The sequence below is a fragment of the Glutamicibacter sp. PAEs-4 genome, from assembly GCF_051161755.1.
Taxonomy (GTDB): Bacteria; Actinomycetota; Actinomycetes; order Actinomycetales; family Micrococcaceae; genus Glutamicibacter; species Glutamicibacter nicotianae.
In genome coordinates, this window is the sequence record NZ_CP195017.1 from 2520247 (window position 1) to 2542692 (window position 22446).

Annotated in this window: 22 protein-coding genes; 8 read left to right on the forward strand and 14 right to left on the reverse strand. The window is 61.6% G+C overall.

Features of this window, described 5'->3' with window-relative positions; all coding sequences use genetic code 11:
• Positions 1-14: 14 nt before the first annotated feature.
• From paaE to ACR9WD_RS11965, 8 genes are all read right to left on the reverse strand, one after another.
• The gene (paaE, locus tag ACR9WD_RS11930) at positions 15-1175 is read right to left on the reverse strand and encodes a 1,2-phenylacetyl-CoA epoxidase subunit PaaE (protein ID WP_038992276.1); all 1161 of its coding nucleotides are present in this window, start codon (positions 1173-1175) and stop codon (positions 15-17) included.
• A complete protein-coding gene (gene paaD / locus ACR9WD_RS11935; protein ID WP_038992277.1) occupies positions 1172-1669 on the reverse strand; it encodes a 1,2-phenylacetyl-CoA epoxidase subunit PaaD in 498 nt (165 codons plus the stop codon). Before paaD ends, paaE begins: the two co-directional genes overlap by 4 nt.
• A gap of 36 nt (positions 1670-1705) precedes the next feature.
• On the reverse strand, positions 1706-2566 hold the full coding sequence (gene paaC / locus ACR9WD_RS11940) for a 1,2-phenylacetyl-CoA epoxidase subunit PaaC (RefSeq protein ID WP_038992279.1): 861 nt from the start codon (positions 2564-2566) through the stop codon (positions 1706-1708).
• Complete coding sequence (paaB, locus tag ACR9WD_RS11945) at positions 2563-2853, reverse strand: 1,2-phenylacetyl-CoA epoxidase subunit PaaB (protein ID WP_038992280.1); 291 nt, start codon at positions 2851-2853, stop codon at positions 2563-2565. Before paaB ends, paaC begins: the two co-directional genes overlap by 4 nt.
• Before the next feature lies 1 nt (position 2854).
• Positions 2855-3841, reverse strand: coding sequence for a 1,2-phenylacetyl-CoA epoxidase subunit PaaA (paaA, locus tag ACR9WD_RS11950; protein WP_038992281.1), 987 nt, complete (start codon positions 3839-3841; stop codon positions 2855-2857).
• Between the two features lie 141 nt (positions 3842-3982).
• Complete coding sequence (locus tag ACR9WD_RS11955; RefSeq protein WP_434922128.1) at positions 3983-4432, reverse strand: DoxX family protein; 450 nt, start codon at positions 4430-4432, stop codon at positions 3983-3985.
• Positions 4433-4630: 198 nt separating this feature from the next.
• Positions 4631-5386 carry an amino acid ABC transporter ATP-binding protein gene (locus tag ACR9WD_RS11960; RefSeq protein WP_038992283.1) on the reverse strand — a complete coding sequence of 252 codons (756 nt, stop codon included), beginning with the start codon at positions 5384-5386 and terminating at the stop codon, positions 4631-4633.
• Positions 5383-6849, reverse strand: a complete 1467-nt coding sequence (locus ACR9WD_RS11965) for an amino acid ABC transporter substrate-binding protein/permease (RefSeq protein WP_121867156.1) — start codon at positions 6847-6849, stop codon at positions 5383-5385. Before ACR9WD_RS11965 ends, ACR9WD_RS11960 begins: the two co-directional genes overlap by 4 nt.
• Before the next feature lie 202 nt (positions 6850-7051).
• Here ACR9WD_RS11965 and ACR9WD_RS11970 point away from each other — a divergent pair, with 202 nt between their 5' ends.
• The 6 genes from ACR9WD_RS11970 (at position 7052) to ACR9WD_RS11995 (ending at position 13732) form a co-directional block, all read left to right on the forward strand.
• On the forward strand, positions 7052-9205 hold the full coding sequence (locus tag ACR9WD_RS11970) for a S9 family peptidase (RefSeq protein ID WP_434922129.1): 2154 nt from the start codon (positions 7052-7054) through the stop codon (positions 9203-9205).
• Positions 9206-9225: 20 nt separating this feature from the next.
• Positions 9226-10239 carry a GNAT family N-acetyltransferase gene (locus ACR9WD_RS11975; RefSeq protein ID WP_121867158.1) on the forward strand — a complete coding sequence of 338 codons (1014 nt, stop codon included), beginning with the start codon at positions 9226-9228 and terminating at the stop codon, positions 10237-10239.
• Between the two features lie 116 nt (positions 10240-10355).
• The gene (paaI, locus tag ACR9WD_RS11980) at positions 10356-10802 is read left to right on the forward strand and encodes a hydroxyphenylacetyl-CoA thioesterase PaaI (protein WP_038992287.1); all 447 of its coding nucleotides are present in this window, start codon (positions 10356-10358) and stop codon (positions 10800-10802) included.
• A gap of 32 nt (positions 10803-10834) precedes the next feature.
• Entirely contained in the window at positions 10835-12154 is a 1320-nt protein-coding gene (gene paaK / locus ACR9WD_RS11985) for a phenylacetate--CoA ligase PaaK (protein ID WP_073705856.1), read from the forward strand.
• A gap of 32 nt (positions 12155-12186) precedes the next feature.
• Positions 12187-12804, forward strand: coding sequence for a TetR/AcrR family transcriptional regulator (locus tag ACR9WD_RS11990; RefSeq protein WP_038992289.1), 618 nt, complete (start codon positions 12187-12189; stop codon positions 12802-12804).
• A 214-nt stretch (positions 12805-13018) separates the two neighbouring features.
• A complete protein-coding gene (locus tag ACR9WD_RS11995) occupies positions 13019-13732 on the forward strand; it encodes a nicotinamide mononucleotide transporter (protein ID WP_143180981.1) in 714 nt (237 codons plus the stop codon).
• A 57-nt stretch (positions 13733-13789) separates the two neighbouring features.
• Here ACR9WD_RS11995 and ACR9WD_RS12000 read toward each other — a convergent pair whose 3' ends face one another.
• The 4 genes from ACR9WD_RS12000 to ACR9WD_RS12015 all read right to left on the reverse strand — a co-directional run bounded on the left by ACR9WD_RS12000 (position 13790) and on the right by ACR9WD_RS12015 (position 19277).
• Positions 13790-15565: a carbohydrate-binding module family 20 domain-containing protein gene (locus tag ACR9WD_RS12000; protein WP_434922130.1), complete on the reverse strand. Its 1776-nt coding sequence runs from the start codon at positions 15563-15565 to the stop codon at positions 13790-13792.
• Positions 15566-15891: 326 nt separating this feature from the next.
• Entirely contained in the window at positions 15892-18015 is a 2124-nt protein-coding gene (gene paaZ / locus ACR9WD_RS12005; protein WP_434922131.1) for a phenylacetic acid degradation bifunctional protein PaaZ, read from the reverse strand.
• 133 nt (positions 18016-18148) lie between these two features.
• On the reverse strand, positions 18149-18517 hold the full coding sequence (locus ACR9WD_RS12010) for a VOC family protein (protein WP_149597166.1): 369 nt from the start codon (positions 18515-18517) through the stop codon (positions 18149-18151).
• A gap of 31 nt (positions 18518-18548) precedes the next feature.
• Positions 18549-19277: a tyrosine-protein phosphatase gene (locus tag ACR9WD_RS12015; RefSeq protein WP_434922132.1), complete on the reverse strand. Its 729-nt coding sequence runs from the start codon at positions 19275-19277 to the stop codon at positions 18549-18551.
• Positions 19278-19417: 140 nt separating this feature from the next.
• On the opposite strand from ACR9WD_RS12015, the gene ACR9WD_RS12020 reads away from it, so the two are divergent.
• Entirely contained in the window at positions 19418-20320 is a 903-nt protein-coding gene (locus ACR9WD_RS12020; protein ID WP_066140929.1) for a serine protein kinase RIO, read from the forward strand.
• Between the two features lie 145 nt (positions 20321-20465).
• The gene (locus ACR9WD_RS12025) at positions 20466-20720 is read left to right on the forward strand and encodes a LuxR C-terminal-related transcriptional regulator (RefSeq protein ID WP_149597167.1); all 255 of its coding nucleotides are present in this window, start codon (positions 20466-20468) and stop codon (positions 20718-20720) included.
• 54 nt (positions 20721-20774) lie between these two features.
• Here ACR9WD_RS12025 and ACR9WD_RS12030 read toward each other — a convergent pair whose 3' ends face one another.
• Positions 20775-21647 (reverse strand): 3-hydroxyacyl-CoA dehydrogenase family protein, encoded by an 873-nt coding sequence (locus tag ACR9WD_RS12030; protein ID WP_038992296.1) that lies wholly within the window; start codon positions 21645-21647, stop codon positions 20775-20777.
• 2 nt (positions 21648-21649) lie between these two features.
• A complete protein-coding gene (locus ACR9WD_RS12035) occupies positions 21650-22444 on the reverse strand; it encodes an enoyl-CoA hydratase/isomerase family protein (RefSeq protein ID WP_149597168.1) in 795 nt (264 codons plus the stop codon).
• Between the last annotated feature and the right edge of the window lie 2 nt (positions 22445-22446).

Below are 22446 nucleotides of genomic sequence, written 5' to 3' on the forward strand. Positions count from 1 at the left end.
TCGTCCTGGCCTTTCTAGGCGTCGAAGTCGACGCTCAGCTTCTCGCTGGTCGGGTGCGACTGGCAGGTCAGCACGTAGCCAGCCTCGACTTCCTCGGGTTCCAGCGCGTAGTTCTCGGCCATGGTGACCGTGCCGCAGGTGACCTTGGCACGGCAGGTGCCGCACACGCCGCCGGCGCAGGCGAACGGAACGTCCGGGCGGACGCGCAGTGCGGCGTTCAGCACGGTTTCGTTGGCGCGCACCGGTGACTTGACTTCGCCCTTAAGGCCATCGAGGTTGAAGCTGATCTCATAGCTTTCCTCGTTCTCGTCCACCTCGACCGGGCGGCCGATATGCCCTTGCGGCTTGGTCGGCTCACCGGTGGTGAACAGCTCGAAGCGGACCTTTTCCGCGGGAACATCCAGGCTGGTTAGCTGGTCGCGGACCAGCTGGACGAGTTCGAAGGGGCCGCAGAGGAACCATTCGTCCACGTTCGGCGCCTGGACCACGTTGGTCAGCAACGTGGTGAGCTTCTCTGCGTCGATGCGGCCGGAGAGCAGCGGCGAGATGCGCTGTTCGCGGCTGAGCACGTGGTGCAGCGCCAGACGCGATGGATAGCGGTCCTTCAGGTCAGCCAATTCCTCAAGGAACATGACGTCCATGGCTGCCTTGTTCGCGTAGATCAGGTCGAAGCGCGTGTGGTCATTGGCTTCCAGGATCGTGCGGGCGATGGCCAGCACCGGTGTGATGCCGGAGCCGGCGGCCACGGCCACGAAGCGGTCCTGGGCTTTGGTGTCGATGGTCGATGGATCGTTGATCTCCGTGAGCTTGTGCTTGGAAATGAAAGCACCAGCGGGGCTCATCACATCGATCTGGTCGCCCGCAGCCAGGGATTCGTTGGCCCAGGTGGAGAACAGGCCTCCGAGGTCGCGCTTGATCGCTACCTTGATCTCATCCCCGGTTGGAGCGGCGCAAATGGAGTAGGAGCGGCGCAGCTCGACGAGTTCGCCCTCGGCGTTGGGAATTTCCTTGCGCAGCGCCACGTACTGGCCTGCAACGTAGTCGTATTCCTCGCTCAGTTCCGCGGGAATGGCGAAAGTGACTTCGATTGAGTCCTTGGTCAGCCGGCGCACGTTCGAGACAGTGAGCCGATGGAAGGACGCCCGGCGTCGGGTGGGTGTGGTTTGTTCGGTCATGAGAGCACCTTGAAGTAGTCGAAGGGTTCCAAGCAGTCTTTGCAGGTGTAGAGCGCCTTGCAGGAAGTCGAGGCGAACCGGGCCAGCTCACGCGTGTTCAGCGAGTGGCACCGCGGGCACTTCACGCTCATGCCGAGGGTGACGCGGCCTGCATGGCCCTTGCCGGTGGGTGGAGCGATCCCGTACTCTTCGAGCTTGCTCTTCCCCTCCTCGGTCATCCAATCGGTTGACCACGCTGGGGTCAGCACCAGCTTGACGTCAACCTTTTCATATCCGGCATCGCCGAAAACGGCGTACAGGTCTTCATTGATGGCATCCATCGCCGGGCAACCTGAATAGGTTGGGGTGATGACCACCTGCACGGTTCCGTCCTCGGCCATATTCACTTCACGAAGGATTCCCAGGTCTGCAATGGACAGCACGGGGATTTCCGGGTCGGTCACTTTGGACGCGATAGCGAACAGATCCTTGGCGTCAGCGATCGTTTTGCTCAAGACTGCTTCCCCCTTATTCGGGCAAAAGTTGCGTAATTACCAGCTGGCACCGGGGTGCTTGCGGGCGAGAACTTGCATCTCCGCCAACAGGTAGCCCAGGTGTTCGGAGTGCTCGCCACGGCGGCCGTAGGCCATGGCCTGACCGGTGGAAGGGATCTCCAAGCCGGCTGCGTCCAGTACCGCGGTGATTTCTTCCTCCCACGCGGAGCGCAGGGTGGAAGGCAGCACGGCGATGCCCTCAAGGTTCTGGTGAACTTCTTCATCGCGGAACATCTCATCGACGTACGGCCACAGGATTTCCAGGGCGTGGCGCATCTTGGCGGCCGATTCCTCGGTGCCCTGGCCCAGGCGGATGGTCCACTGGATGGCGTGGTCGCGGTGGTAGTCGACTTCCTTGACTGCCTTGGCCGAGATGGCGGCCAGGGTTTCATCCTTGGATTCGGTCAGCTGCTTGTACAGCAGGTTCTGGAAGATCGAGACGATCAGCTGGCGGATGATGGTGACGCCGAAGTGGCCGTTGGGCTGCTCGACGATCCACAGCGAGGTGAATTCCTCTTCCTCGCGCCAGTAGGCCAGATCGTCCTCGGTCTTGTCCCACGCCAGCCCGGCGTAGGTAAGGAAGGAGCGGGCGTGGCCCAGGACGTCCAGTGCAATGTTGCCCAGGGCAACGTCTTCTTCCAGCTCGGGAGCGCGGGAAATCCAGTGCGACATGCGCTGCGCCAGGATCAGGGCGTCATCGCCCAGGGTCAGTGCGTACTGCGCGACTTCTTCGCTCGGCTTGACGCCGTCCACAGCGATGTCTTCCGGACGCAAGGCGTTGCCCGGGGTGACACGGGTGGCCGAAGCCAGCGCATCACCGAAGCTGTCGAGGGCTTCGTCGAGTTCTTCGTGCTTCACAGGTGCTTCACTCCCTCGCTGGCCTTGTAATAGGTCGCGTGGCGGTAGTCCTTGCCCTGAGGGGATTCGAAGAAGGCGTCCTTCTCATCAGGGTCGGAGCTGATGATGTCGGTAGACTTCACAACCCACAGAGACACGCCTTCGTTGCGACGGGTGTACAGATCACGGGCGTTGCGCACGGCCATCTGGGCATCCGGTGCATGCAGGGATCCGGCGTGGACGTGCGAGAGTCCACGAGATGAACGGACAAATACTTCCCACAGGGGCCAATTGCTCTGTTGGCTCATGCTAGGCAACCTCACTTTGTGCTTGTTTTGCTGCGTATGCTGCGGCGGCTTCACGGACCCAGGCGCCCTCGCGGTGCGCTTCGCGTCGGCGTTCCATGCGCTGCGCGTTCACTGGGCCGTTGCCCTTGATCACTGCCATGAATTCGTCCCAGTTCAGATCCTTGTGGATCCACTGCTTCTTTTCTTCATCGAAGTGCAGCTCCGGGTCCGGCAGGGTCAGGCCGAGAACCTTGACCTGTTCGGCGATCATGCCGACGAAACGCTGGCGCAGTTCGTCGTTGGAGAAGCGCTTGATCTTCCAAGCCATGGACTGCTGGGAGTTCGGCGACTGCTCATCTGGTGGGCCGAACATCATCAGGGCTGGCTCGTAGAAGCGGTTGATGGCATCCTGGGCCATCTTCTTCTGCGCTTCGGTGCCGCGCGAGAGCGAGAGCAGGATCTCGAAGCCCTGGCGCTGGTGGAAGGATTCTTCCTTGCACACGCGGACCATGGCACGGCCGTAGGGGCCGTAGGAAGCACGGCACAGCGGAACCTGGTTGGCGATGGCCGCCCCATCGACCAGCCAGCCGATAGCACCCATGTCCGCCCATGTGCGTGCGGGGTAGTTGAAGATCGAGGAGTACTTGGCCTTGCCGGAGAGCAGCTGCTCGTTGTACTCGTCGCGGGTGGTGCCCAAGGTCTCGGCGGCCGAATAGAGGTAGAGGCCGTGACCGGCTTCGTCCTGCACCTTGGCCATCAGAATGGACTTGCGCTTCAGCGATGGAGCGCGGGTAATCCAGTTCGCTTCAGGCTGCATGCCGATGATTTCGGAGTGCGCGTGCTGCGAGATCTGGCGGCTGAGGGTCTTGCGGTACTTCTCAGGCATCCAGTCGCGTGGCTCGACGCGGGAGTCCTGATCGATCAAGGCGTCGAAACGCGCTTGGGACTGCTCTTCTTCGTAGCTCGGGACGGCACTCAGTCCCGGCTCCTGCGGTGTGGTCGGGGCCATGGGTTCACCTCATCGAAAACAAATTACATACTGACCGTTCGTTCAGTATGTCAGAGTGCGCTCGATCACGTCAACATGAACACGCCTCCAGGCGCAACAAAACCCCGGGAAAGATTCCCCGGGGTTTGCGAAAGCTGGGACTTAGGCGTTGACGAGCACCTTGCCCGCCTTCTTCCCCTTGAAGATCAGCGCATCAAGCGAGATCCGGCCAGGGCCCACCAGAAGCAGTGCCAGTGCGCCGGCAGCCAGTGCCAAGACGAGCTCGAAGCCGCCATTTTCCACGAAGACTCCACCTGCAGCGTGAACCATGAACAGCGCGACGATCATCTGCACCCCCAACAGGCCTGCGAACACGCGAGTCAGCAGGCCAAGGATAATCGCGGCACCACCAGCGATCTCCAAGGTTGCAGCCAGCGGGGCAAGCAGGTTGGCGGCAGGAACACCCATCTGCCCAAAGGCAGCGGTAGTCCCCTCGATGGTGAACTGGAAGTACTTCTGCCAGCCGTGGGCCAGAAAGAGGAAACCGAAAGCAAAGCGAAGCAGGGTGCGGGCAGCGGTCTGCAGGCCTGCGCTATTTTCCAGAGCGGACATTAGTGAACTCCTAAGGATTGAGATGCAGGGACAAGTCCCATTCATTTACTGCCCCAACCCTATTGGAAAATTAGTTGAAACTTCAATAATATGAAGGGATTTGCCGCGTAAGCTTTGTCACGAAAAAACCGTGCTGCCCGCAACCAGATTCAACTAGTTGCGGACAGCACGGTTTCCGGCCGGCTGTGCGGCTGCTGCCTAGAGGACCTTGGACAAGAAGTCCTGAGTGCGCGCCTGCTGCGGATTGCCGAACAACTGTTCAGGCTCGCCCTGCTCGCAGACAACTCCGTCAGCCATGAAGACCACCCGGTCGGCTACTTCACGTGCGAAGCCCATCTCGTGCGTCACCAGAACCATGGTCATTCCGGTATCGGCGAGCTCCTTGATGACCTGCAGCACTTCGCCGACCATCTCGGGATCGAGAGCGCTGGTCGCCTCGTCGAAGAGCATGATGCCCGGAGCCATAGCCAGCGCGCGGGCGATCGCCACACGCTGCTTCTGGCCGCCGGAAAGCGAGGCCGGACGGGCGTTGGCCTTCTCGCGCAGGCCAACGCGTTCCAAGAGCTCCAGGGCACGCTCCCGCGCTTCGGCCTTGCCCATCTTCTTGAGCTCGACCGGCGCCAGCATGATGTTCTCTGCGACGCTCATATGAGGGAACAGGTTGAAGTGCTGGAACACCATGCCCACATGGCGGCGCACCTCGTTGATATCCACCTTCGGATCGGTGACATCGAAGCCGTCCACGACGACCTTGCCTGAGGTGATGTCCTCGAGCTTGTTCAGGCAACGCAGCAAGGTGGACTTGCCGGACCCCGACGGTCCGATCACGCACACCACTTCGCCTTCGCGCACGTCCATGTCGATGCCCTTGAGCACATTGTTGGACCCGAAGGACTTGTGCAGGTCCTTGACCTGGATCTTCACGTTGTCGCTTTGCACGGTTGAGGTGCTCACTTGTTGAACCTCCGATCGGCATAATTTGCCAACTTGGTCAGCGCCATGATGGCGATGAAGTAGATGATGCCGACGATCAGCAGGGTTTCAGTGACACGGAAGTTCGCCGCGTAGATCTGCTGGCCCTGGTAGAGCAGCTCTGTGAAGCCGATAGCCAGTAGCAGCGAGGAGTCCTTCAGGCTGATGATCAGCTGGTTGATCAGCGACGGGGTCATCATCTTGAAGGCCTGCGGGATCACGACCTTCTGCATCGACTTCCCGTAGCCCAGGCCCAGCGAACGGGACGCTTCGAGCTGGCCTGGATCCACCGATTGGATACCGCCGCGAACAATTTCGGCGACATAGGCGCCGGCGTTCAGGGACAGCGTCAGCACACCAGCAGTCCAGACGCTGATCTCCCAGCCGGTCACCTGCGGAAGGCCGAAGTAGAACATGAATGCCCAGAGCAGCAGCGGGGTGCCGCGGAAGATGTTCACGAAGGTCGTGGCGATGCCGCGCAGCACGATGTTCCCGGAGATCTTCATGAATCCGAAGATCAGGCCCAACGCCATCGCGATGGCGAAGGAAATCGCTGTCACCAGCAGGGTGTGCCACAAACCGGTCATCAACGCCGGCATGGACTTGACCAGCAGATCGAAGAAGTTGCTCGGTTGCGCCGCGGTCGGATCGGCAAGGTAGGAGTCCAGGATCTGCTGGTACTCTCCGCTGGCCTTCAGCTCGGCCAGCCCGTCATTGAAGGCCGCCAGCAGCGCGGTGTTCTCGCCCTTGTTCACAGCGAAGCCGTAGGAACCGCCAGGAACCTTGTCGGTGACGGTCTTCAGGCCATTGCCCTGGGCGATGCCGTAGGCCAGCACCGGGTAGTCATCGAAAACGGCAACGGCGGAGCCGGCCTTGACCGATTCGTACATGGTGGCCGACTGATCCAGGGACTTGACCTGGAAGCCGTATTCCTTGGCAATGGACTTGGCGTAGGTCTCGCCCTCGGCGCCGGTCTTGGCGACAACGGTCTTGCCCTTCAAGTCCTCATAGCTGGTGATCTCGTCATTGTTCGCAGCGACAGCCATCTGGACGCCGGACTCGAAGTAGGGCTCGGAGAAGTCGTAGATCTCCTTGCGCTCGTCGGTAATCGACATGCCGGCGATCACGCCGTCCACTTGGTTGGACGAGAGGGCCGCCAACGCGGCGTTGAAGCCCAAGGACCTGATTTCGACTTCAAATCCCTGGTCTTCGGCAATGGCGCGCAGCAAATCCATGTCGATACCGGTCAGCTCGCCGTTCTGGCGGAACTCGAACGGCGCGAACGTCGTATCCGTGCCGATGACATAGGTTTGGCCCTCGACGCTTTCACTGCCTTGGGCCAGGGCCGACGGTGCGCCCACGACCAATGCCATCAAACCGATGGCAGCCGCGGCTATCCACCTGGCCAGGCGCCCGGCGGGGGCAGCTGTTCTTTTCTTTTCCACTGATGAATCGCTTTCTCGTGCTGAAGGGCGAATGGCCCAAGGTGCAGATGATACGTTCTGCCTGCAAGCCTAGGACGAATAAAGCCTAGCCGGTACCCCACGACTCGCCTGCACTTGCATCGTTACCGGTTTGAAACCGCGGTTCTGTCCGCGCTGAGCATAGCTACCCCCGCAAGCATCGGCGGTGGGATTGAATAGTGGTATGACTCCTGAATCATTGACCGCAAATGCTCCTCGTGCCGCGAAGCTGCCCACCACCCGCAGCTTCCACGGCGACGACTTCATTGACAACTACGAATGGCTGCGCGAGAAATCCAACCCGGAGGTCATCGCCCACCTGACCGCGGAGAACGAGTACACCGACGCCATTACCGCTGGCCATCAGCCGTTGCGCGATGCCTTGTTCAGCGAGATCAAGGGCCGCACCGTTGAAACCGACCTGTCGGTTCCGGTGCGCCGCCGCGGCTGGTGGTACTTCACCCGTTCGGCCGAAGGCAAGCCCTACACGATCCAGTGCCGTGTCAAAGCCTCGGACACTGGGGACCTGGTGGCCGACTGGACGCCCCCGGTCATCGACCCGGAAACCGCGCTGCCTGCCGAAGAGGTGCTGCTCGACGGCAACGCATTGGCCGAAGGGCAGCCGTTCTTCTCGCTCGGCGGCATGGCCCTGAATGAGGACGGCAACCTGCTCGCCTACTGCGTCGACAATGCCGGCGATGAACGGTTCACCCTGTTCATCAAGGACCTGGAAACCGGCAAGCTGCTGGAAGACACCATTGAAGGGGTGTTCTACGGGCTGGCCTTCTCCCCGGATTCTTCAACGATCTTCTATACGGTAGTTGACGAGACTTGGCGGCCGCACCAGATCCGCGCCCACCGGCTGGGCGCCCTCCCAGCGGACGACAAGATCATTTTCGAAGAGACTGATCCAGGCATGTGGCTCGGCTTCGATCTGAGCCCGGACCGCAAGACGCTGATGATCTCCAGCGGCAACTCCGAATTCGCCGAAACCAGCATGCTGGACCTGCTCGATCCTTCGGCGGCAGTAGCCCTGCTGGTGCCGCGCAGCTTGCGCCTGCTGCACGGAATCGATCTGATGCCGGGCGCTGGCCAGGCGTTAATCACCCACGACCATGAAGCACCGAACAATATGGTGTCGCTGGCTTCCGTGAACCAGCTGGGAGAGAACACCGACCCCGCCCAGTGGCGCACCGTGGTGGCTCATGAGGACACCGTCAAGATCGAAGGCACGGCAATTACCGGTTCGCACGTGGTGCTCTCGGTTCGCCGCGACACCTGCGAGCGCGTACAGCTGCTTCCCTTGGACGGCTTGGGCACCGAAGCCCAGCAGCCGGCCATTGAACCGGACTTCGAGGATGAGCTGTTCACCGCCTCGGCGACCTTCGCCGAATTGGAGGCGCCGTTGATCCGCATCGGCTATACCGCTGACTTCACCCCCGCACGCGTCTACGACCTGTGGCTGGAAGACCAGTCGCTGGTGCTGCGCAAGCAGACTCCGGTGAACAACTTCGACCCGGCCAAGTACCTGTCCACGCGCGAGTGGGCCACCGCGGCCGATGGCACCAGGATTCCCTTGACCATCATGCGCCGGGCCGACCTGGATACCTCGGTTCCCCAGCCGGTGCTGATCTACGGCTACGGCTCCTACGAGGCTTCCATGGATCCTGGTTTCGGCATCCCCCGCTTGAGCGTGCTGGATCGCGGCGTGGTCTTTGTCATCGCCCACGTGCGCGGCGGCGGAGAGCTCGGCCGCAACTGGTACCTGCAGGGCAAGAAGCTGCACAAGAAGAACACCTTCACCGACTTCATTGATTCCACCAAGTACCTGCTCGATTCCGGCTGGGCCGATCCGCAGCGCATCGCCGCTCTGGGCGGTTCGGCCGGCGGACTGCTGATGGGAGCCATCGCGAATATGGCCCCGCAACTGTACACGGCGATCATCGCACAGGTGCCTTTCGTCGATGCGTTGACCTCCATCCTTGATCCAGAGCTGCCGCTGTCGGCCTTGGAATGGGAAGAATGGGGCAACCCGATCGAGAGCAAGGAGGTCTACGACTACATGAAGTCCTACAGCCCTTACGAAAATGTCACGGCACAGGACTACCCGAAGATCGCTGCGGTCACCTCGCTGAACGACACCCGTGTACTGTACGTAGAGCCAGCCAAATGGGTGGCCAAGCTGCGTGAAATCGGCACCGGGCAGGAACCGATTGTGCTGAAGACCGAGATGGATGGCGGGCACGGCGGCGCGTCGGGGCGCTACGAGTCCTGGAAGTCCCGTGCGTGGGACTATTCCTTCGCCTTGGATGCGCTGGGATGCACTGAAGAAATCTGACAACCGGAGGAACGGCGGCCATGCACCACATCAAGATCAGCGACTACCGCAACGACCCTGCGGTACGCCGCTTGCTGGTGCTGGCCGCCGAACCTGCCAGCGAGCAGGCGCTTGAAACGCTGCTCGATGAATGCGAAGGACTAGAGGTCCTTGCCAGCACGACTGCCTCAGGCGACGTCACGGCACTGGCTGCATACCGGCACAGCGATAGCTACGCGATCTGCGTCGAATATCTTGCCGTCGATCCAGCACTGCAAGGACAGGGTCTGGGCTCCGCCCTGCTGGCTGGACTGCGCGACACCTATCAGAAGAACATCTGGGCCACCACCGATGATGATGCGGTGGGCTTCTACCGTGCGCTCGGTTGCCTCGTCTCGCCGTCGGCTGCCGACCCGCGCTGGCCGGAGGCCCAGCGGTACCTGTGCACCTTGCCCTGCTACCCGCTGCTGACCAGCCAGCCGGAAGAAGATCCGGGATACGAGGCTGTCGGCGGCGAACTGATGCGCGGACTGATCGCGATTGCCGAACCGACCGAACAGTGGGCCAAGGACTTCCACCGCCTGCGCGATCAGATCGCCGATGCACTGGGTTCCACCGCGCTGGCCATTGAGCACACCGGTTCCACGTCCGTTCCAGGCCTTCCAGCCAAGCCGATCATCGACATCATCTTGCTGGTCCCCGATGCGAACCAGGAAGCGTCCTACGTCCCAGCGCTGGATTCCACCGGCATCATTCTCTGGCACCGCGAACCCGGGTGGTACGGCCACCGCATGCTCAAGCCGGTTGCCGGTTCATTGCTTCCCGAAGCCAATATCCATGTCTTCAGCGCGGGAAGCCCCGAGTACCTGCGGCACCTGATTTTCCGCGAGCATCTGAAACACAACGAAACTGACCGCCTGGCATATGCCTCGGTCAAGCGGAACGCTGCCCGTGCGCTGGCTGCGAGCGATGGCGAAAATGGACTGGTCATGGACTACAACCGGATCAAGGAGCCGTTCATCCTCGACGTGCACCAGCGAATTTTCACCCGCTAGTTCTCCTGTTTGCCCTCGCTGAAACAGTACCGCCAAAACGCTCGCCTAACTTGACTTAGCTCACATAATGTTATTACCTAATGATCGTTCGGTAAATAATTCGGCGAAGGAAGATGATGAGCGAAACGCAGGTAGAGAATTCGGTCCCGCACGCCATTCTTCACAATGACTACGCCACGCAGTGGATGGGAATCGAAGTCGTTGAAGTCTCCGACGGCCACGCTGTCATCACCATGACGCTCCGGCAGGAAATGCTCAACGGTTTCGGCATTGGCCACGGCGGGATGATCTTCGCTCTGGCCGACACTGCGTTCGCACTGAGCTGCAATCCGCAGGCAGGCTCGGATGAGACCATCACTGTCGCGTCCGGTGCCGACGTCAACTTCCTCAAGCCAGCCATTCCCGGACGAGTGCTGACTGCCACCGGCAACCGTGTCTCGCAGCAAGGCCGCAGCGGGATCTACGACATCAAGGTGACCCAGCCAGCGGGCGACGGCTCAATCGAAACCGTCGCAGAGTTCCGCGGACGTTCGCGCACCGTCCCGAAACCAAAGAACCGCTAAGCACCCAGCCCACTCGACACGAAAGTTCCAGCATGTCCCAGAACACCGACCGCGACAGCCTTCCGAATCCGCTTGATCCAGAAGAAACCATGAGCCGTGAGCAGATCGAAGCGATCCAGCTGACCCGCTTGAAGGAAACTCTGCACCATGCCTACAACAACGTGCCGTACTACAAGGCGAAGTACGATGCCGCTGGCGTGCACCCCGATGATCTGAAGGAACTGAGCGACCTCGCCAAGTTCCCCTTCACCGACAAGGAAGATCTGCGCAAGAACTATCCATTCGGCATGTTTGCCGTTCCGCAGCATGAGGTCGCCCGCATCCATGCTTCCTCGGGCACCACCGGACAGCCCACCGTGGTTGGGTACACCAAGAAGGACCTGGAAGACTGGGCCAAGCTCGGCGCCCGTTGCCTGCGCATGGCCGGGGTCAAGCCAGGCTGGAAGGTCCACAACGCCTACGGCTACGGGCTGTTCACCGGCGGCCTGGGTGCGCATGCCGCAGCCGAGTACCTTGGCGCCACCGTCATCCCCATGTCCGGAGGCCAGACCGACAAGCAGATCTCGCTGATCCAGGACTTCGAGCCTGACGCGATCCTCTGCACTCCGACCTACCTGCTGACCATTGGCGATGCCATGCAGCGCAAGGGCCTTGATCCGCGATCCACCTCGCTGAAGGTGGCCGTGCTCGGCGCCGAGCCGTGGACCGAAGAGATGCGCCACGAGCTGGAAGAGATGTTCAACATCACCGCCTGCGATATCTACGGCCTCTCCGAGGTCATGGGCCCTGGCGTGGCTGGCGAATCCGGAGAACGCAAGGATGGCAGCCACATCTGGGAAGACCACTTCCGCCCAGAAATCATTGATGCCTTCGACGAGACCAAGGTGCTGCCAGATGGCGAGCACGGTGAACTGGTCTTCACCTCGCTGACCAAGCAGGCCCTGCCGATCATCCGCTACCGCACCCATGACCTGACCCGGCTGATGCCAGGCACCAGCCGCCCGGGCCACCGCCGCATGGGCCGCATCACCGGGCGCAGCGATGACATGATCATCCTGCGCGGCGTGAACTTGTTCCCAAGCCAGATCGAGGAACTGATCTTGAAGGTGCCGACCCTTTCGCCGCACTTCCAGCTGATCCTGACCCGTCCGGATCGCATGGACCAGCTGGCAGTCAAGGTGGAGCGCCGCAGCGAGGCGACCATCGAAGATGCAACCAACGGTGCCAAGGAACTGGCCAAGCTCATCAAGATCCATGTCGGCTCGTCCTGCGCCATTGACGTTGTCGAGCCGGAATCGCTGGAACGCTCCATGGGCAAGCTCAAGCGCATCTACGACATGCGCTCCAACTAGTCCCGGCCGGGACATGGGATAATGAAGTAATCATGGGACTTACCGATACTGCCAACCGTCCGGCCAAGCGTGGCCGCCCCGGATACGATCAAGAAGCCGTTTTGCGCATTGCTGTCGAGGCATTCAACGAATACGGCTACGACGCAACCTCCATGGGCAAGCTCGCCGACCGCCTGGGTATCAGCAAATCCGCGATTTACCACCATGTCCCGTCCAAAGAGGACCTGTTGAGGCTGGCCTTGGACGAAGCGCTGATTCCCCTGGAAGCAGTGATCGCCGAGGTCCGCTCCCATGAGGGCACCGCAGATGAACGCCTGGAATTCTTCCTGCGCGCGACGTTCCGGATCCTGCTGGACAAGCGTTCCTACGTGACCTTGCTGCTGCGACTGCGCGGCAACACTGAACTGGAGCGCCAAGCACTGCAGCGCCGCCGCGCCATGGACCGCCAGCTGGCGGAGCTGGTGACCGCCGCGCAGTCGGATGGCAAGTTGCGTGCCGATTTGGAACCACGGGCAACTGCAAGGCTGCTTTTCGGCTTGATCAACTCGGTGGTGGATTGGTACCGCGCCGACGGGCCCATCAACGGAACCGAACTTGAAGAGCAAGCCGTTTCCCTGCTCTTCAATGGCTTGCATACCGTGAACGCCTAGTTGCACGGCAAGGCTACGCGTTGGCTCCCGCCTTCCAGGTGGGAGCCAATGTCGTTAACCGGGTGCGGAGGCACCTGGATGTGGCGCATCCAACCTGGCAATCTTGCCATCCTCACAGAATTCACAGCTAGCATCGAAGGGGTGCTTCCAGCACCGGACATTCTCGATCAACCAAGTGAAGAGCGCTGTGGATTCCATCTTAGAAACCCTTTTCATGGCTACCGCCGACAGCAGTAGTTCCTTTGTCCAGATCCTGCTTTCTGCCGCGAGCATGCTGCTTGTCTTCGTCTCCGCGGCTCTGCTGGCGCACCGCAATGACCTGGGCTGGTGGACCCTGATTCTGGGCGTCTTCGTTGGCCCGGTCATTACCTCGATGCAGTTCGATCTACTGGGACTGATCTACGCCGTTCCGCTGCTGCTGATCGCCATCTTCGGCCTGTGGCGCTTCTCCCGCTTCGAGCTCAAGGGCAAATTCACCCGCGTGGTCACGAGCACTGCCGTGACGCCATGGTCCGCGCTCGGCCTGTTCGTGGGTTTGGTCCTGCTGGTTGCCCTGCGCTTCGGCCCGTTCCTGTTCAATGGCGGCTTCATGAGCGCAACCCCGGAAATCTGGGTCCTCTACTTCGCCGATGCGGCCATCTTCGCGTCATTTGTCATGGTTGCCCGCGGCGTGCGCGCCGGCTGGCTGGTGCTGGCCGTGGCTGCCGTTGCCGATCTGGTTGTCTACTTCCTGATCTCCCCGATGCTGGGCATGATGGGCCTGTTCGTCTTCATCGCCCTGGCCGCCGCGTACGGCTACTTCCTGTGGCGCGGCCTTCCTGCCCAGGCTGCCGAGCCGGTGCAGGTCGAGCTGGACGAGGAAGAGCTGGCCTTGCAAAAAGCCAAGCAGGCAACCATGGACAAGCTGAATGCCAAAACCGAAAAGTAGCTGAACCTAGAATGATCCCGCCCCAGTGTGAACTGGGGCGGGATCATTTTTTTGTGGCTAATTGCGCCAGCTGTCGTTCAGGTTCAGGGAACCGTCCGCATTCACGGCCGCGATGCGGTTGGCCCCTGATTCCCACGTGGCATTGCCGCTCTGGTCGTACTTGACGTACTTGTATTCGAACTGCGTTCCTGCCGGAAGGTCCACCGTTCCGCTCCAGCTCGGGTAGCTGGCAGCTGATAGCTGTGGCGCCTTGGCCGGATCCCAGCTGCCTAGTTCCGGCTGGTTGCCGACGATGCGGATGTTCTGCCCCCAGACGGTTTGGGCGGTGACCTCGACGCTGACATCAGCGGTGTCTTCGACCGGATCCGGCGTTCCTGATCCGCCATCGGATACGGCACCGATGTGCAGGGCCATGGCACCGTAGGCAGGCAGTGTCGCGGTGAACTTGCCGTCGGCGCCCACAGTGATGGTCTTCGAGCAATCGCCTCCGGACACCACATCACAATAGGTGCCAGCGGCCAGCGAGCTGGTGTATTCGCGGGTGGTTGCCGCCGAGGTGTTGTTGATGGCTACGAATCCCTTATTGCCGCGGCCGTATGCGATCTGGTTGCCGCCATCGTCCCACCAATTGCTGACAGCCGCGTCGCCGACGGCGTTGTTGAAGCCCACCATTCCGGTGATTTCATCTTGCCGCTGTTCGCAGGTCCAGGCGGAGGAGTCGCAGTCGGCATTGGGTACCGATGCGTCACTGGCGCCCGGAGCGCCTGCATCCTTGTCGGTGAACGTGTATCCGGAATACACGGTGGGCGATCCGTAAGGCCAGGAGAGCATGAAAACATTGGCCAGCAGGTACTTGGCGCCCCACTTGTAGTTCATGGATTCGCCGTTGCGTTCGGTGTCGTGGTTGGTGACAAAAACCCCGGCCCGGTCGCTGGTGAGCTTGCCGTCGCCGATGAAGCGCAAGTTGGCGATTTGCGCGTCGAAATCATGCTTGAGCTGCCGCGCATAGTCGAATTCGTGCGAGTCGCCACTGCCGAGGTATTCGCTCTCCTGGATCGGTTCACCCGACGCCCCGATCACCTCGTGGACCCAGTACACGCCGGGGTTCTTCATCTTGGATTTGATGCCTTCGAGGTCCGTTGCGGGGATGTGCTTCGAGGCATCGATGCGGAATCCGGATACCCCAAGCAAGACGAGGTCATCGAGATAGTCGGCGATGTTTTGCTGGACGTAGCTGCTGGAGGTTTTCAGATCCTGCAAGCCCACAAGGCGGCAGTGCTGCACTTGCCAGCGGTCGGCATAGTTGGTGATGTTGGTGCGGCAATCGTTGAAGTCCTGGGCCGAATACTCTGGGAAGTTGTCATCGGAGAAAGCCGAGCCTGCGGTTCCAGTACCGGTCTGCCCGGCTCCGGTCATGTGATTGACCACGGCGTCTGCGATCACTTTCACGCCTGCGTCGTTGCAGCTTTTGACCATGGCGGAGAATTCCTCGCGGTTGCCCAGTTTCGAGTCCACCTTGTAGCTCACCGGCTGGTACGAGGTCCACCATGCAGTGCCGCGCAGGTGCTCAGCTGGAGGCGAGACCTGGACGTAGCCATATCCTGCTGGACCGATGCTGGACTCGCATTCCTGGGCTACCGAATTCCAGTTCCATTGGAACAGGTTGAGGATGACATCCTTGCCGTCGTTGGATGGGGTGGCGGCTTGGGCGGGTGCTGCGAACAACGGTGCGGCGAGCAGGGCGAGCGAGGCGCCGAGTGCTGCCACCGGCTTCACCGTCCTGGCTCCGTGCCGGCGTTGTGTTGATTTGGCGCGTGATGGCAAAAGTCCCACAGAAAAACTCCTTTGTTGTGATGATCGGGCTGCGATAGCTCGACGCGACAGCGTCGGGATCGCTCAACCACACGTTCCCCATCAACGCGTGACCTGCGACACAACTGTAAGCGTTTTCTTATCTCTCTCCAATAAGTAAATTTCTGTAAATACATTAAACCCGCGAAAATGTCCGCGTAAATTGCCCTAAAATTTTTTCACTCCGCGTCAAATCTTGCCAAAATTGGAAACGCTTTCATAGATATCCGGCAAAGCTGTCCTGGCTCCGAGCACGCAAAAGGGTGGATGCCGTGGTTGACGGCATCCACCCTTGCTGAAGTTGCGTTTTAGCCTTCGAAGTTGGCGTAGGTGAGGTTTTCTTTCTCCACCAAGGTCAAGACATCGTAGGTCGCGACAATCTCATCATTCTGGTTGTGCAAGATCGCATCCCATGCGACCTCGCCATATTCATCGGTGACTCGCGGCGTGATTTTCTTGGCCGTCAGGGTCACGCGGATTGAATCTCCGGCAGCCACCGGGGTGATGAAGCGCAGGGATTCCAATCCGTAGTTGGCCAGGACCGGTCCCGGAGCAGGCTCTACGAACAGCCCCGCGGCCCAGGAAACCAGCAGGTAGCCATGGGCCACGATGCCGGGGAAGAACGGATTGGCTTCCGCGGCGGCCTGGTCGGTGTGCGCGTAGAAGGTGTCACCGGTTTCGTTGGCGAATTCGGTGATCTTCTCCAAGCTGACTTCGCGCAGGTCCGAAGCGAAACCGTCACCAATCTTCAGCTCGGCCAGCGATTTGCGGAACGGGTGGACGTTCTCCGGCTTGCCGCCGAACATCGGGCTGCCTGCCAGCGACTGCTGGGCGCCGGTATGCCAGACTCCGCTGAGCGCAGTGATCATGTTGGGCGAGCCCTGGACCGCGGTGCGCTGCATGTGGTGCTTGACCGAGCGGATGCCGCCGAGTTCTTCGCCGCCGCCGGCGCGGCCCGGGCCGCCGTGGACCAGGTGCGGAACCGGGGATCCGTGGCCGGTGGTGGACCGGGCGGTTTCGCGGTTCAGGATGTGCACGCGCCCGTGGTGGGCGGCGATGCCTAGGGACAGGGCACGCATGGATTCGGCGTCATTGGTGCACACGGTCGCGACCAGCGATCCGGCGCCCATGGCGGCGAGCTCCACTGCCTCCTCGACGCTGCCATAGCCGATGACTGAGCTGACCGGGCCGAACGCTTCGCGCGAGTGCACGATCGGGTTGCGCGCGTCGTTCCAGCGCAGCACCACAGGCGACATGAAGGCACCGGATTCCGCTACGGCATCGGTTTCCGGAGCCACTCGTACCGCCGGGGCATCCAGCCGGCCGTAGGCCAGCTCGCCGCCGGCAGCGATCATGTCCTCGACGGCCCCGCGCACGTCGGCCAGCTGCTCCAGCGAAGCCAAAGCGCCCATGGTGACGCCCTCAACACGCGGGTCGCCGATGACTACGCGTTCATCGATGCGCTTGCCGATGGCGGCGATGACCGCGTCAACCTGAGCGGCCGGCACGATGTTGCGGCGGATGGCGGTGCACTTCTGTCCGGCCTTCGACGTCATCTCATTGACGACAACCTTGACGAAAGCGTCGAATTCAGGGGTTCCTTCCACCGCGTCCGGGCCGAGGATGGCCGCATTCAGGGAATCGGTTTCTGCCGCGAAGCGGACACCCCCGTCGATGACGTTGCGGTGCGCCTTGAGCTTGCTGGCGGTGGATGCCGAGCCGGTGAATGCGAACATGTCCCGGTAGTCCAGGTGGTCCATGATGTCGCGGGCGGATCCGGAGAGCAGCTGCAGGGATCCTTCAGGAAGGATGCCCGAATCCAGCATCATGCGCACCGCCGCTTCGGTGAGGTAACCGGTGGGGGTCGCCGGCTTGACGATTGTTGGCACGCCGGCGATGAAGGCAGGAGCGAATTTCTCCAGCATGCCCCACACAGGGAAGTTGAATGCGTTGACCTGGACAACAACACCGGCCATCGCGGTGTAGATGTGGGTGCCGATGAACGAGCCGTCCTTGCTCAGGGGTTCGGTTGGCCCATCCAGGATCACGTTGGAGTTGGGCAGCTCGCGCCGGCCCTTGGAGGAGAAGGTGAACAGCACGCCGATGCCGCCGTCGATGTCCACCATCGAATCGATCTTGGTAGCACCGGTCTTGAAGGAGACCTCGTACAGGTCCTTGCGCCGCTCGTTCAGGTACAGCGCCAGTTCCTTGAGCTTGAGCGCGCGCTCATGCAGGGACAGCTTGGCAAGTTCCCGCTGGCCGGTCTCTCGGCCGTAGGCGACGGCGCCGGCGACATCAAGGGGTTCCTTGGTGACGGTGGCGAGCAGCTCGCCTGTGTTGGCGTCGAGGACTTCGGTACCTCCCTCGGCTGCTGGGGTCTGCCATTGGCCGGCAATGAAACTTGGTACTGCACCAATCTGGGCTGTCGTCATCGACGCAATTCCTTTCTGAACGGTCGGTCAGTAATAGTGTTAACCATATCAGCATTGGCGTGATCGACGACACCTGAATGACTGCGCAAGAGAACGAGGTGAAGCGCCAGCGCCGACAACCGGCCGAAGCTCGCTATCGGCTGGCCCAGACACCCAGCTCGTTGCCGGAGGGATCAGTGAAATGCAGCCGGCGACCGCCGGGGAAGGGATAGGCCGGCTGGTCGAGCCATCCGCCAGCGGCCTCGATGGCGCGCGCCGTGGAATCCAGGTCGTCGGAATACAGCAGCACGAAGGGCCCGCCAACAGGCCGCGGCTTGTCGGACAGCAGCAGTCCCCCGGACTCTTCAGTGCTCGCTTCCGGCATGAGGATGCCAGCGTACCGGTCACCGTAGTCGATGAACTTCCAGCCGAAGGCGGCCGCGTAGAAATCCGTTGCCGCCTGCAGGTCGGTGACGGTCAGTTCAACATAGTTCAAGGCATGATGCCGCGGTATTCCATCCATTCCCCGAGCCTACAGCGCGGCTGCGGCGCTGTCATGGGATATTGAGTCGAGCCAGCGCCTGGACAGCGGACAGGCTGTCCTCGCTCAGGCCTTGGCCGCGCAGGTAGTCCTCCGCAGAGCCGAGCCAGCCCAGGAACTTCTCCAATTCGGCGGCGCGGCTGCTGATGATAGCCTCCAGCTCACCGGCAGACTGGTGGGACTCATGGGGGTGCTTGCGCGGCGAGACCCGATGCCATTCATTGATGCCGCGCACCGCCGCTTCGTCCTGCGCCAGGATTTCGTCGCGGAGCCCGGCCAAATCCAGCAGCAGCGTCGCCACTAGGCCCGAGCGGTCCCTCCCGGCGGAGCAGTGGATCACCGCTCCGCAGCGGGTTGCCGCCAGATTCTCGAAGACCGCCACCAGCTGATCCCCGAATTCCTCGCAAACCAGCCGGTACATCCCGGTGTGGTTCATATACGGGACCGCGACCGCTTCGAAACGCTCGTTACCTGGGGATTCCAGCGGGAGATTGATCAGCTCGATACCCCGCATGCTCGGCTCGGCAACCACCGGGTCATGTTCGCGGCGCCTGATCTCGCTCGGGTTGCGCAGGTCGATGATCCGGTCAATGCCGTCATCCTGCAGCTGCCGCCACCCCTGGTCGGTCAGCCACTCGTGCCTGCCCATGCGGTAGAACGCCCCGCAGACATGCCGCGCATTGACGGCTCCGTTCCATTCCAGATCTCCGGCTTGCTTGCGGTAATTCAGGCTTTGGTTCATAGGCCCATTGCAACACATCGCTGGCATGTTGTAGAGTTTTAGTCATTGACAAACGTCAATCAGTCTAGCGAAGGAGGGGTAACGATGATTGCTTTCCGCCTGTACCCGTCACTCCCCACTACTTCCAAGGACTATTTCCAATGCATTACCCCGCTGGCCTCGCGGCCGCACATTCACCACTGATCGATGCCGGCTCCGCAGATGCCGATGAGCAACTGAAATTCAGCAAGCACAAGCCTGTCTGGAACGAATCCGATACCGGTGAACCGGATGACGGCCAACGGTACTCGACGTGGCCATTTATCGAAAAGGGGTTGCGCGGGCCGAAGCCGTATCCGCACTGGCTCATCGAAGACGCCGCCGCTATTGACACGGAGCTGGGAATCCTGAAAACCGGCAAGGAAGGCGATGTCTTCCTGCTGGAACGTGCCACCGAAGATCGCAGCAGCCTTCTGGCCGCAAAGCGCTACCGTTCACGTGAGCAAATGCAGTTCAGCCGTTCCCAGGCCTACAGCGATGGGCGCTCCGCACGGCGTTCGCGTGATAACCGCGCCATCCGCAACAACTCCACCTACGGCAAGCAGGTGGCAGCGCTGCAGTGGGCCAACGCCGAATGGACCTACCTGTTGCGCTGCTACGAGGCGGGAATTCCGGTCCCTTATCCGGTGCAAATCGACGGCACCGAAATCCTGATGGAGTTCATCGCCGATCCCGAGGACCAGCATGCGGCGGCTCCGAGGTTGCAGCAGCTCTCGCGCTTTGATCCGCGCCTGCCAGCGCTGTGGGACCAGCTCGTCGACGCGTTGGAGAGGTTTGCCGGACTCGGGGTCGCCCACGGCGACCTTTCGGCATACAACCTTCTCGTATCCGGCGAACGCCTGGTGGTGATCGATGTTCCGCAGTGCGTCGATCTCGCCGGCAACCCGAACGGTTTGGACTTCTTGCATCGCGATTGCGTGAATCTTTGCGAGTGGTTCGCTTCCAAGGGACTGCCCAATGACCCGGATGAGTTGTTTTCTTCGTTGCTGAGCCATCTGTTCTGAGCCGGCGCTTGCCGACCACCGGTTTGTACGCCCACTGGGCTCAGACGGGCAGCACCGCACGACGCCAGGTGGTGTTGTCGCCGATGACAAAAGCCGTTCCAGGCCAGGAGTGCGGTGATATCCGGCCCGGCCAGCCGCCGAGCTCGTGAATCAGCGTGCTTGCGCTGGAGGCTCCCATGGCCAGGCAAATGAAGGCGTCGGCCTCTCTGTCCTTTCGCCGCGTGAGCTCGAAGTGGATTCCCATCTGGCGCTGGTCCCGTGCAATGCCTTGATTGGCGCGCATATGGGCTTAGCCGAAAGCACCGTCACGAGCTATCTGGCGCCGGCGGCGCGGAAGCTGGTCGCCACGAATCGCTTCGATGCGGTGCTGCGTGCGCGCCACAGCGGCTTGATCGCCTGAAACACCTGCCGGAACGCGAAAAGGGCTGCATGCGCAGCCCTTTTCATCGATGTCCTACCAGGTATAGAAGCCCTGCCCGGTCTTGCGGCCCAGCTTGCCCTCGGCCACCAAGTCCTTCAGGATCTGCGGCGGAGCGAAGCGCTCCCCCAGCGTCTCATGCAGGTACTCTGCAATGCCCAGCCGCACGTCCAGACCGACAATGTCGGTGGTCTTCAGCGGGCCGGTGGGGTGCTTGTACCCGAGGACCATCGCATTGTCGATGTCTTCGGCGCTGGCGACGCCTTCCTCGACCATGCGCATCGCTTCCAGCGCGATTGCCACGCCCAAGCGGGATGATGCGAAGCCCGGAGCGTCATTGACCACGACCGCGGTCTTGCCCAAGCCTTCAACCCAACCGCGCGATGCACCCACCAGCGCTTGGTCGGTCTGCTTGCCGATCACGACCTCGATCAGGGTGGAAGCCGGGACCGGGTTGAAGAAGTGCAGGCCCAGGAAGTTCTGCGGACGCTGCAATTCCTCGGCCAGTCCGCTGACCGACAGCGACGAGGTGTTGGATGCGAGCACGGCATCGCTGCCCAAGGCCTGCTCCACCGCTTGCAGCGAGGAGACCTTCAGATCCCAGATTTCGGGGACTGCTTCAATCACCAGCTGCGCGCTGGCGAATTGCCCGTAATCGGTACTGGTGGAGAAACGAGCCAGCAGCTCTTCGCGGCTTTCGCTCACCCCGCCGCGGGCGATCGACTTGTCCACTGATGCTGCCACGCGCTCATAGGCGGCCTGCGCCGACTCGCTGTCGCGTTCGACAACCGTCACCGAGCTGCCGCTGATCAGGAACGCGTGGGCGATGCCGGCGCCCATGCGCCCTCCGCCGAGCACGCCCATCTGCTGCGGCAGTGCGCCGGAGGTGAAGCTGGTCTGTGCACTCATGCTTACTTCTTCTTTCGATCTAGGAATGCTTGCATGCGGTCGAATTTTGCCTGGGACTCGAACAGCATGCCCTGGGCCAAGGTGTCGATGACCGGGTGGACTTCGCGGGGAGTATGGAAGACCGACTTGGTGATCCGAACCGCCAGAGGATCCTGGGCTCCGATGCGGTCCGCCAAGGCGTCGGCCGCCGCATCCAGCTCGGTGGCGGGATGCAATTCGGTGACCAGGTTGGCGGCCAGGCACTGCTCGCCGGTGAGCACCTTGCCGGCCAGCAGGATTTCCTTGGCCAGCGGTTCGCCGACCAGCTCCTTCAGCCGCCAGGTGGCGCCGGCCGCGGCCATGATGCCCAGGTTCGTTTCAGGGTTGCCCATGCGCAGCTCGGGGGTGCCGATGCGGAAGTCCGCGGCATAGGCCAGCTCGGCACCGCCGCCCAGCGCGAAGCCGTCGAGGGCTGCAATCACCGGCATCGGCAGCTTGGCGATCCTGTCGAAGATGCCCGAGTTGATCCCTGCGAGCGCATCATCGCGACGGCGTTCGCGCAGCTGGGCAATGTCCGCGCCCGAAGCGAAGATGCCTTTGCGCCCCTTGGGGTTGGCTTCGCTCGGCGCTTCTGCGGGGGTGCCTGCGATGATCAGGATCTTGGGGTTCTTCTCCAGGTAGGCGCAGATGGCGTGCAGCTCGTCGACCATGGCCTGGTCGATGGCGTTGCGCACATCCGGCCGGTGCAGGCGCACCCAGAGCCGGTCATCGGTTTCCGACAGCTTGAGGGTGGTGAATTCGCTGTTCAAATCGCTCATGC

Excerpts from the sequence above, each read along its gene's own strand:
- paaE (WP_038992276.1), bottom strand. The coding sequence starts at position 1,175 with ATGACCGAACAAACCACACCCACCCGACGCCGGGCGTCCTTCCATCGG.
- paaB (WP_038992280.1), bottom strand. The coding sequence starts at position 2,853 with ATGAGCCAACAGAGCAATTGGCCCCTGTGGGAAGTATTTGTCCGTTCA.
- paaA (WP_038992281.1), bottom strand. The coding sequence starts at position 3,841 with ATGGCCCCGACCACACCGCAGGAGCCGGGACTGAGTGCCGTCCCGAGC.
- ACR9WD_RS11955 (WP_434922128.1), bottom strand. The coding sequence starts at position 4,432 with ATGTCCGCTCTGGAAAATAGCGCAGGCCTGCAGACCGCTGCCCGCACC.
- ACR9WD_RS11970 (WP_434922129.1), top strand. The coding sequence starts at position 7,052 with ATGACTCCTGAATCATTGACCGCAAATGCTCCTCGTGCCGCGAAGCTG.
- ACR9WD_RS11975 (WP_121867158.1), top strand. The coding sequence starts at position 9,226 with ATGCACCACATCAAGATCAGCGACTACCGCAACGACCCTGCGGTACGC.
- paaI (WP_038992287.1), top strand. The coding sequence starts at position 10,356 with ATGAGCGAAACGCAGGTAGAGAATTCGGTCCCGCACGCCATTCTTCAC.
- paaK (WP_073705856.1), top strand. The coding sequence starts at position 10,835 with ATGTCCCAGAACACCGACCGCGACAGCCTTCCGAATCCGCTTGATCCA.
- ACR9WD_RS11990 (WP_038992289.1), top strand. The coding sequence starts at position 12,187 with ATGGGACTTACCGATACTGCCAACCGTCCGGCCAAGCGTGGCCGCCCC.
- ACR9WD_RS11995 (WP_143180981.1), top strand. The coding sequence starts at position 13,019 with ATGGCTACCGCCGACAGCAGTAGTTCCTTTGTCCAGATCCTGCTTTCT.
- paaZ (WP_434922131.1), bottom strand. The coding sequence starts at position 18,015 with ATGACGACAGCCCAGATTGGTGCAGTACCAAGTTTCATTGCCGGCCAA.
- ACR9WD_RS12010 (WP_149597166.1), bottom strand. The coding sequence starts at position 18,517 with ATGGATGGAATACCGCGGCATCATGCCTTGAACTATGTTGAACTGACC.
- ACR9WD_RS12015 (WP_434922132.1), bottom strand. The coding sequence starts at position 19,277 with ATGAACCAAAGCCTGAATTACCGCAAGCAAGCCGGAGATCTGGAATGG.
- ACR9WD_RS12020 (WP_066140929.1), top strand. The coding sequence starts at position 19,418 with ATGCATTACCCCGCTGGCCTCGCGGCCGCACATTCACCACTGATCGAT.
- ACR9WD_RS12030 (WP_038992296.1), bottom strand. The coding sequence starts at position 21,647 with ATGAGTGCACAGACCAGCTTCACCTCCGGCGCACTGCCGCAGCAGATG.
- ACR9WD_RS12035 (WP_149597168.1), bottom strand. The coding sequence starts at position 22,444 with ATGAGCGATTTGAACAGCGAATTCACCACCCTCAAGCTGTCGGAAACC.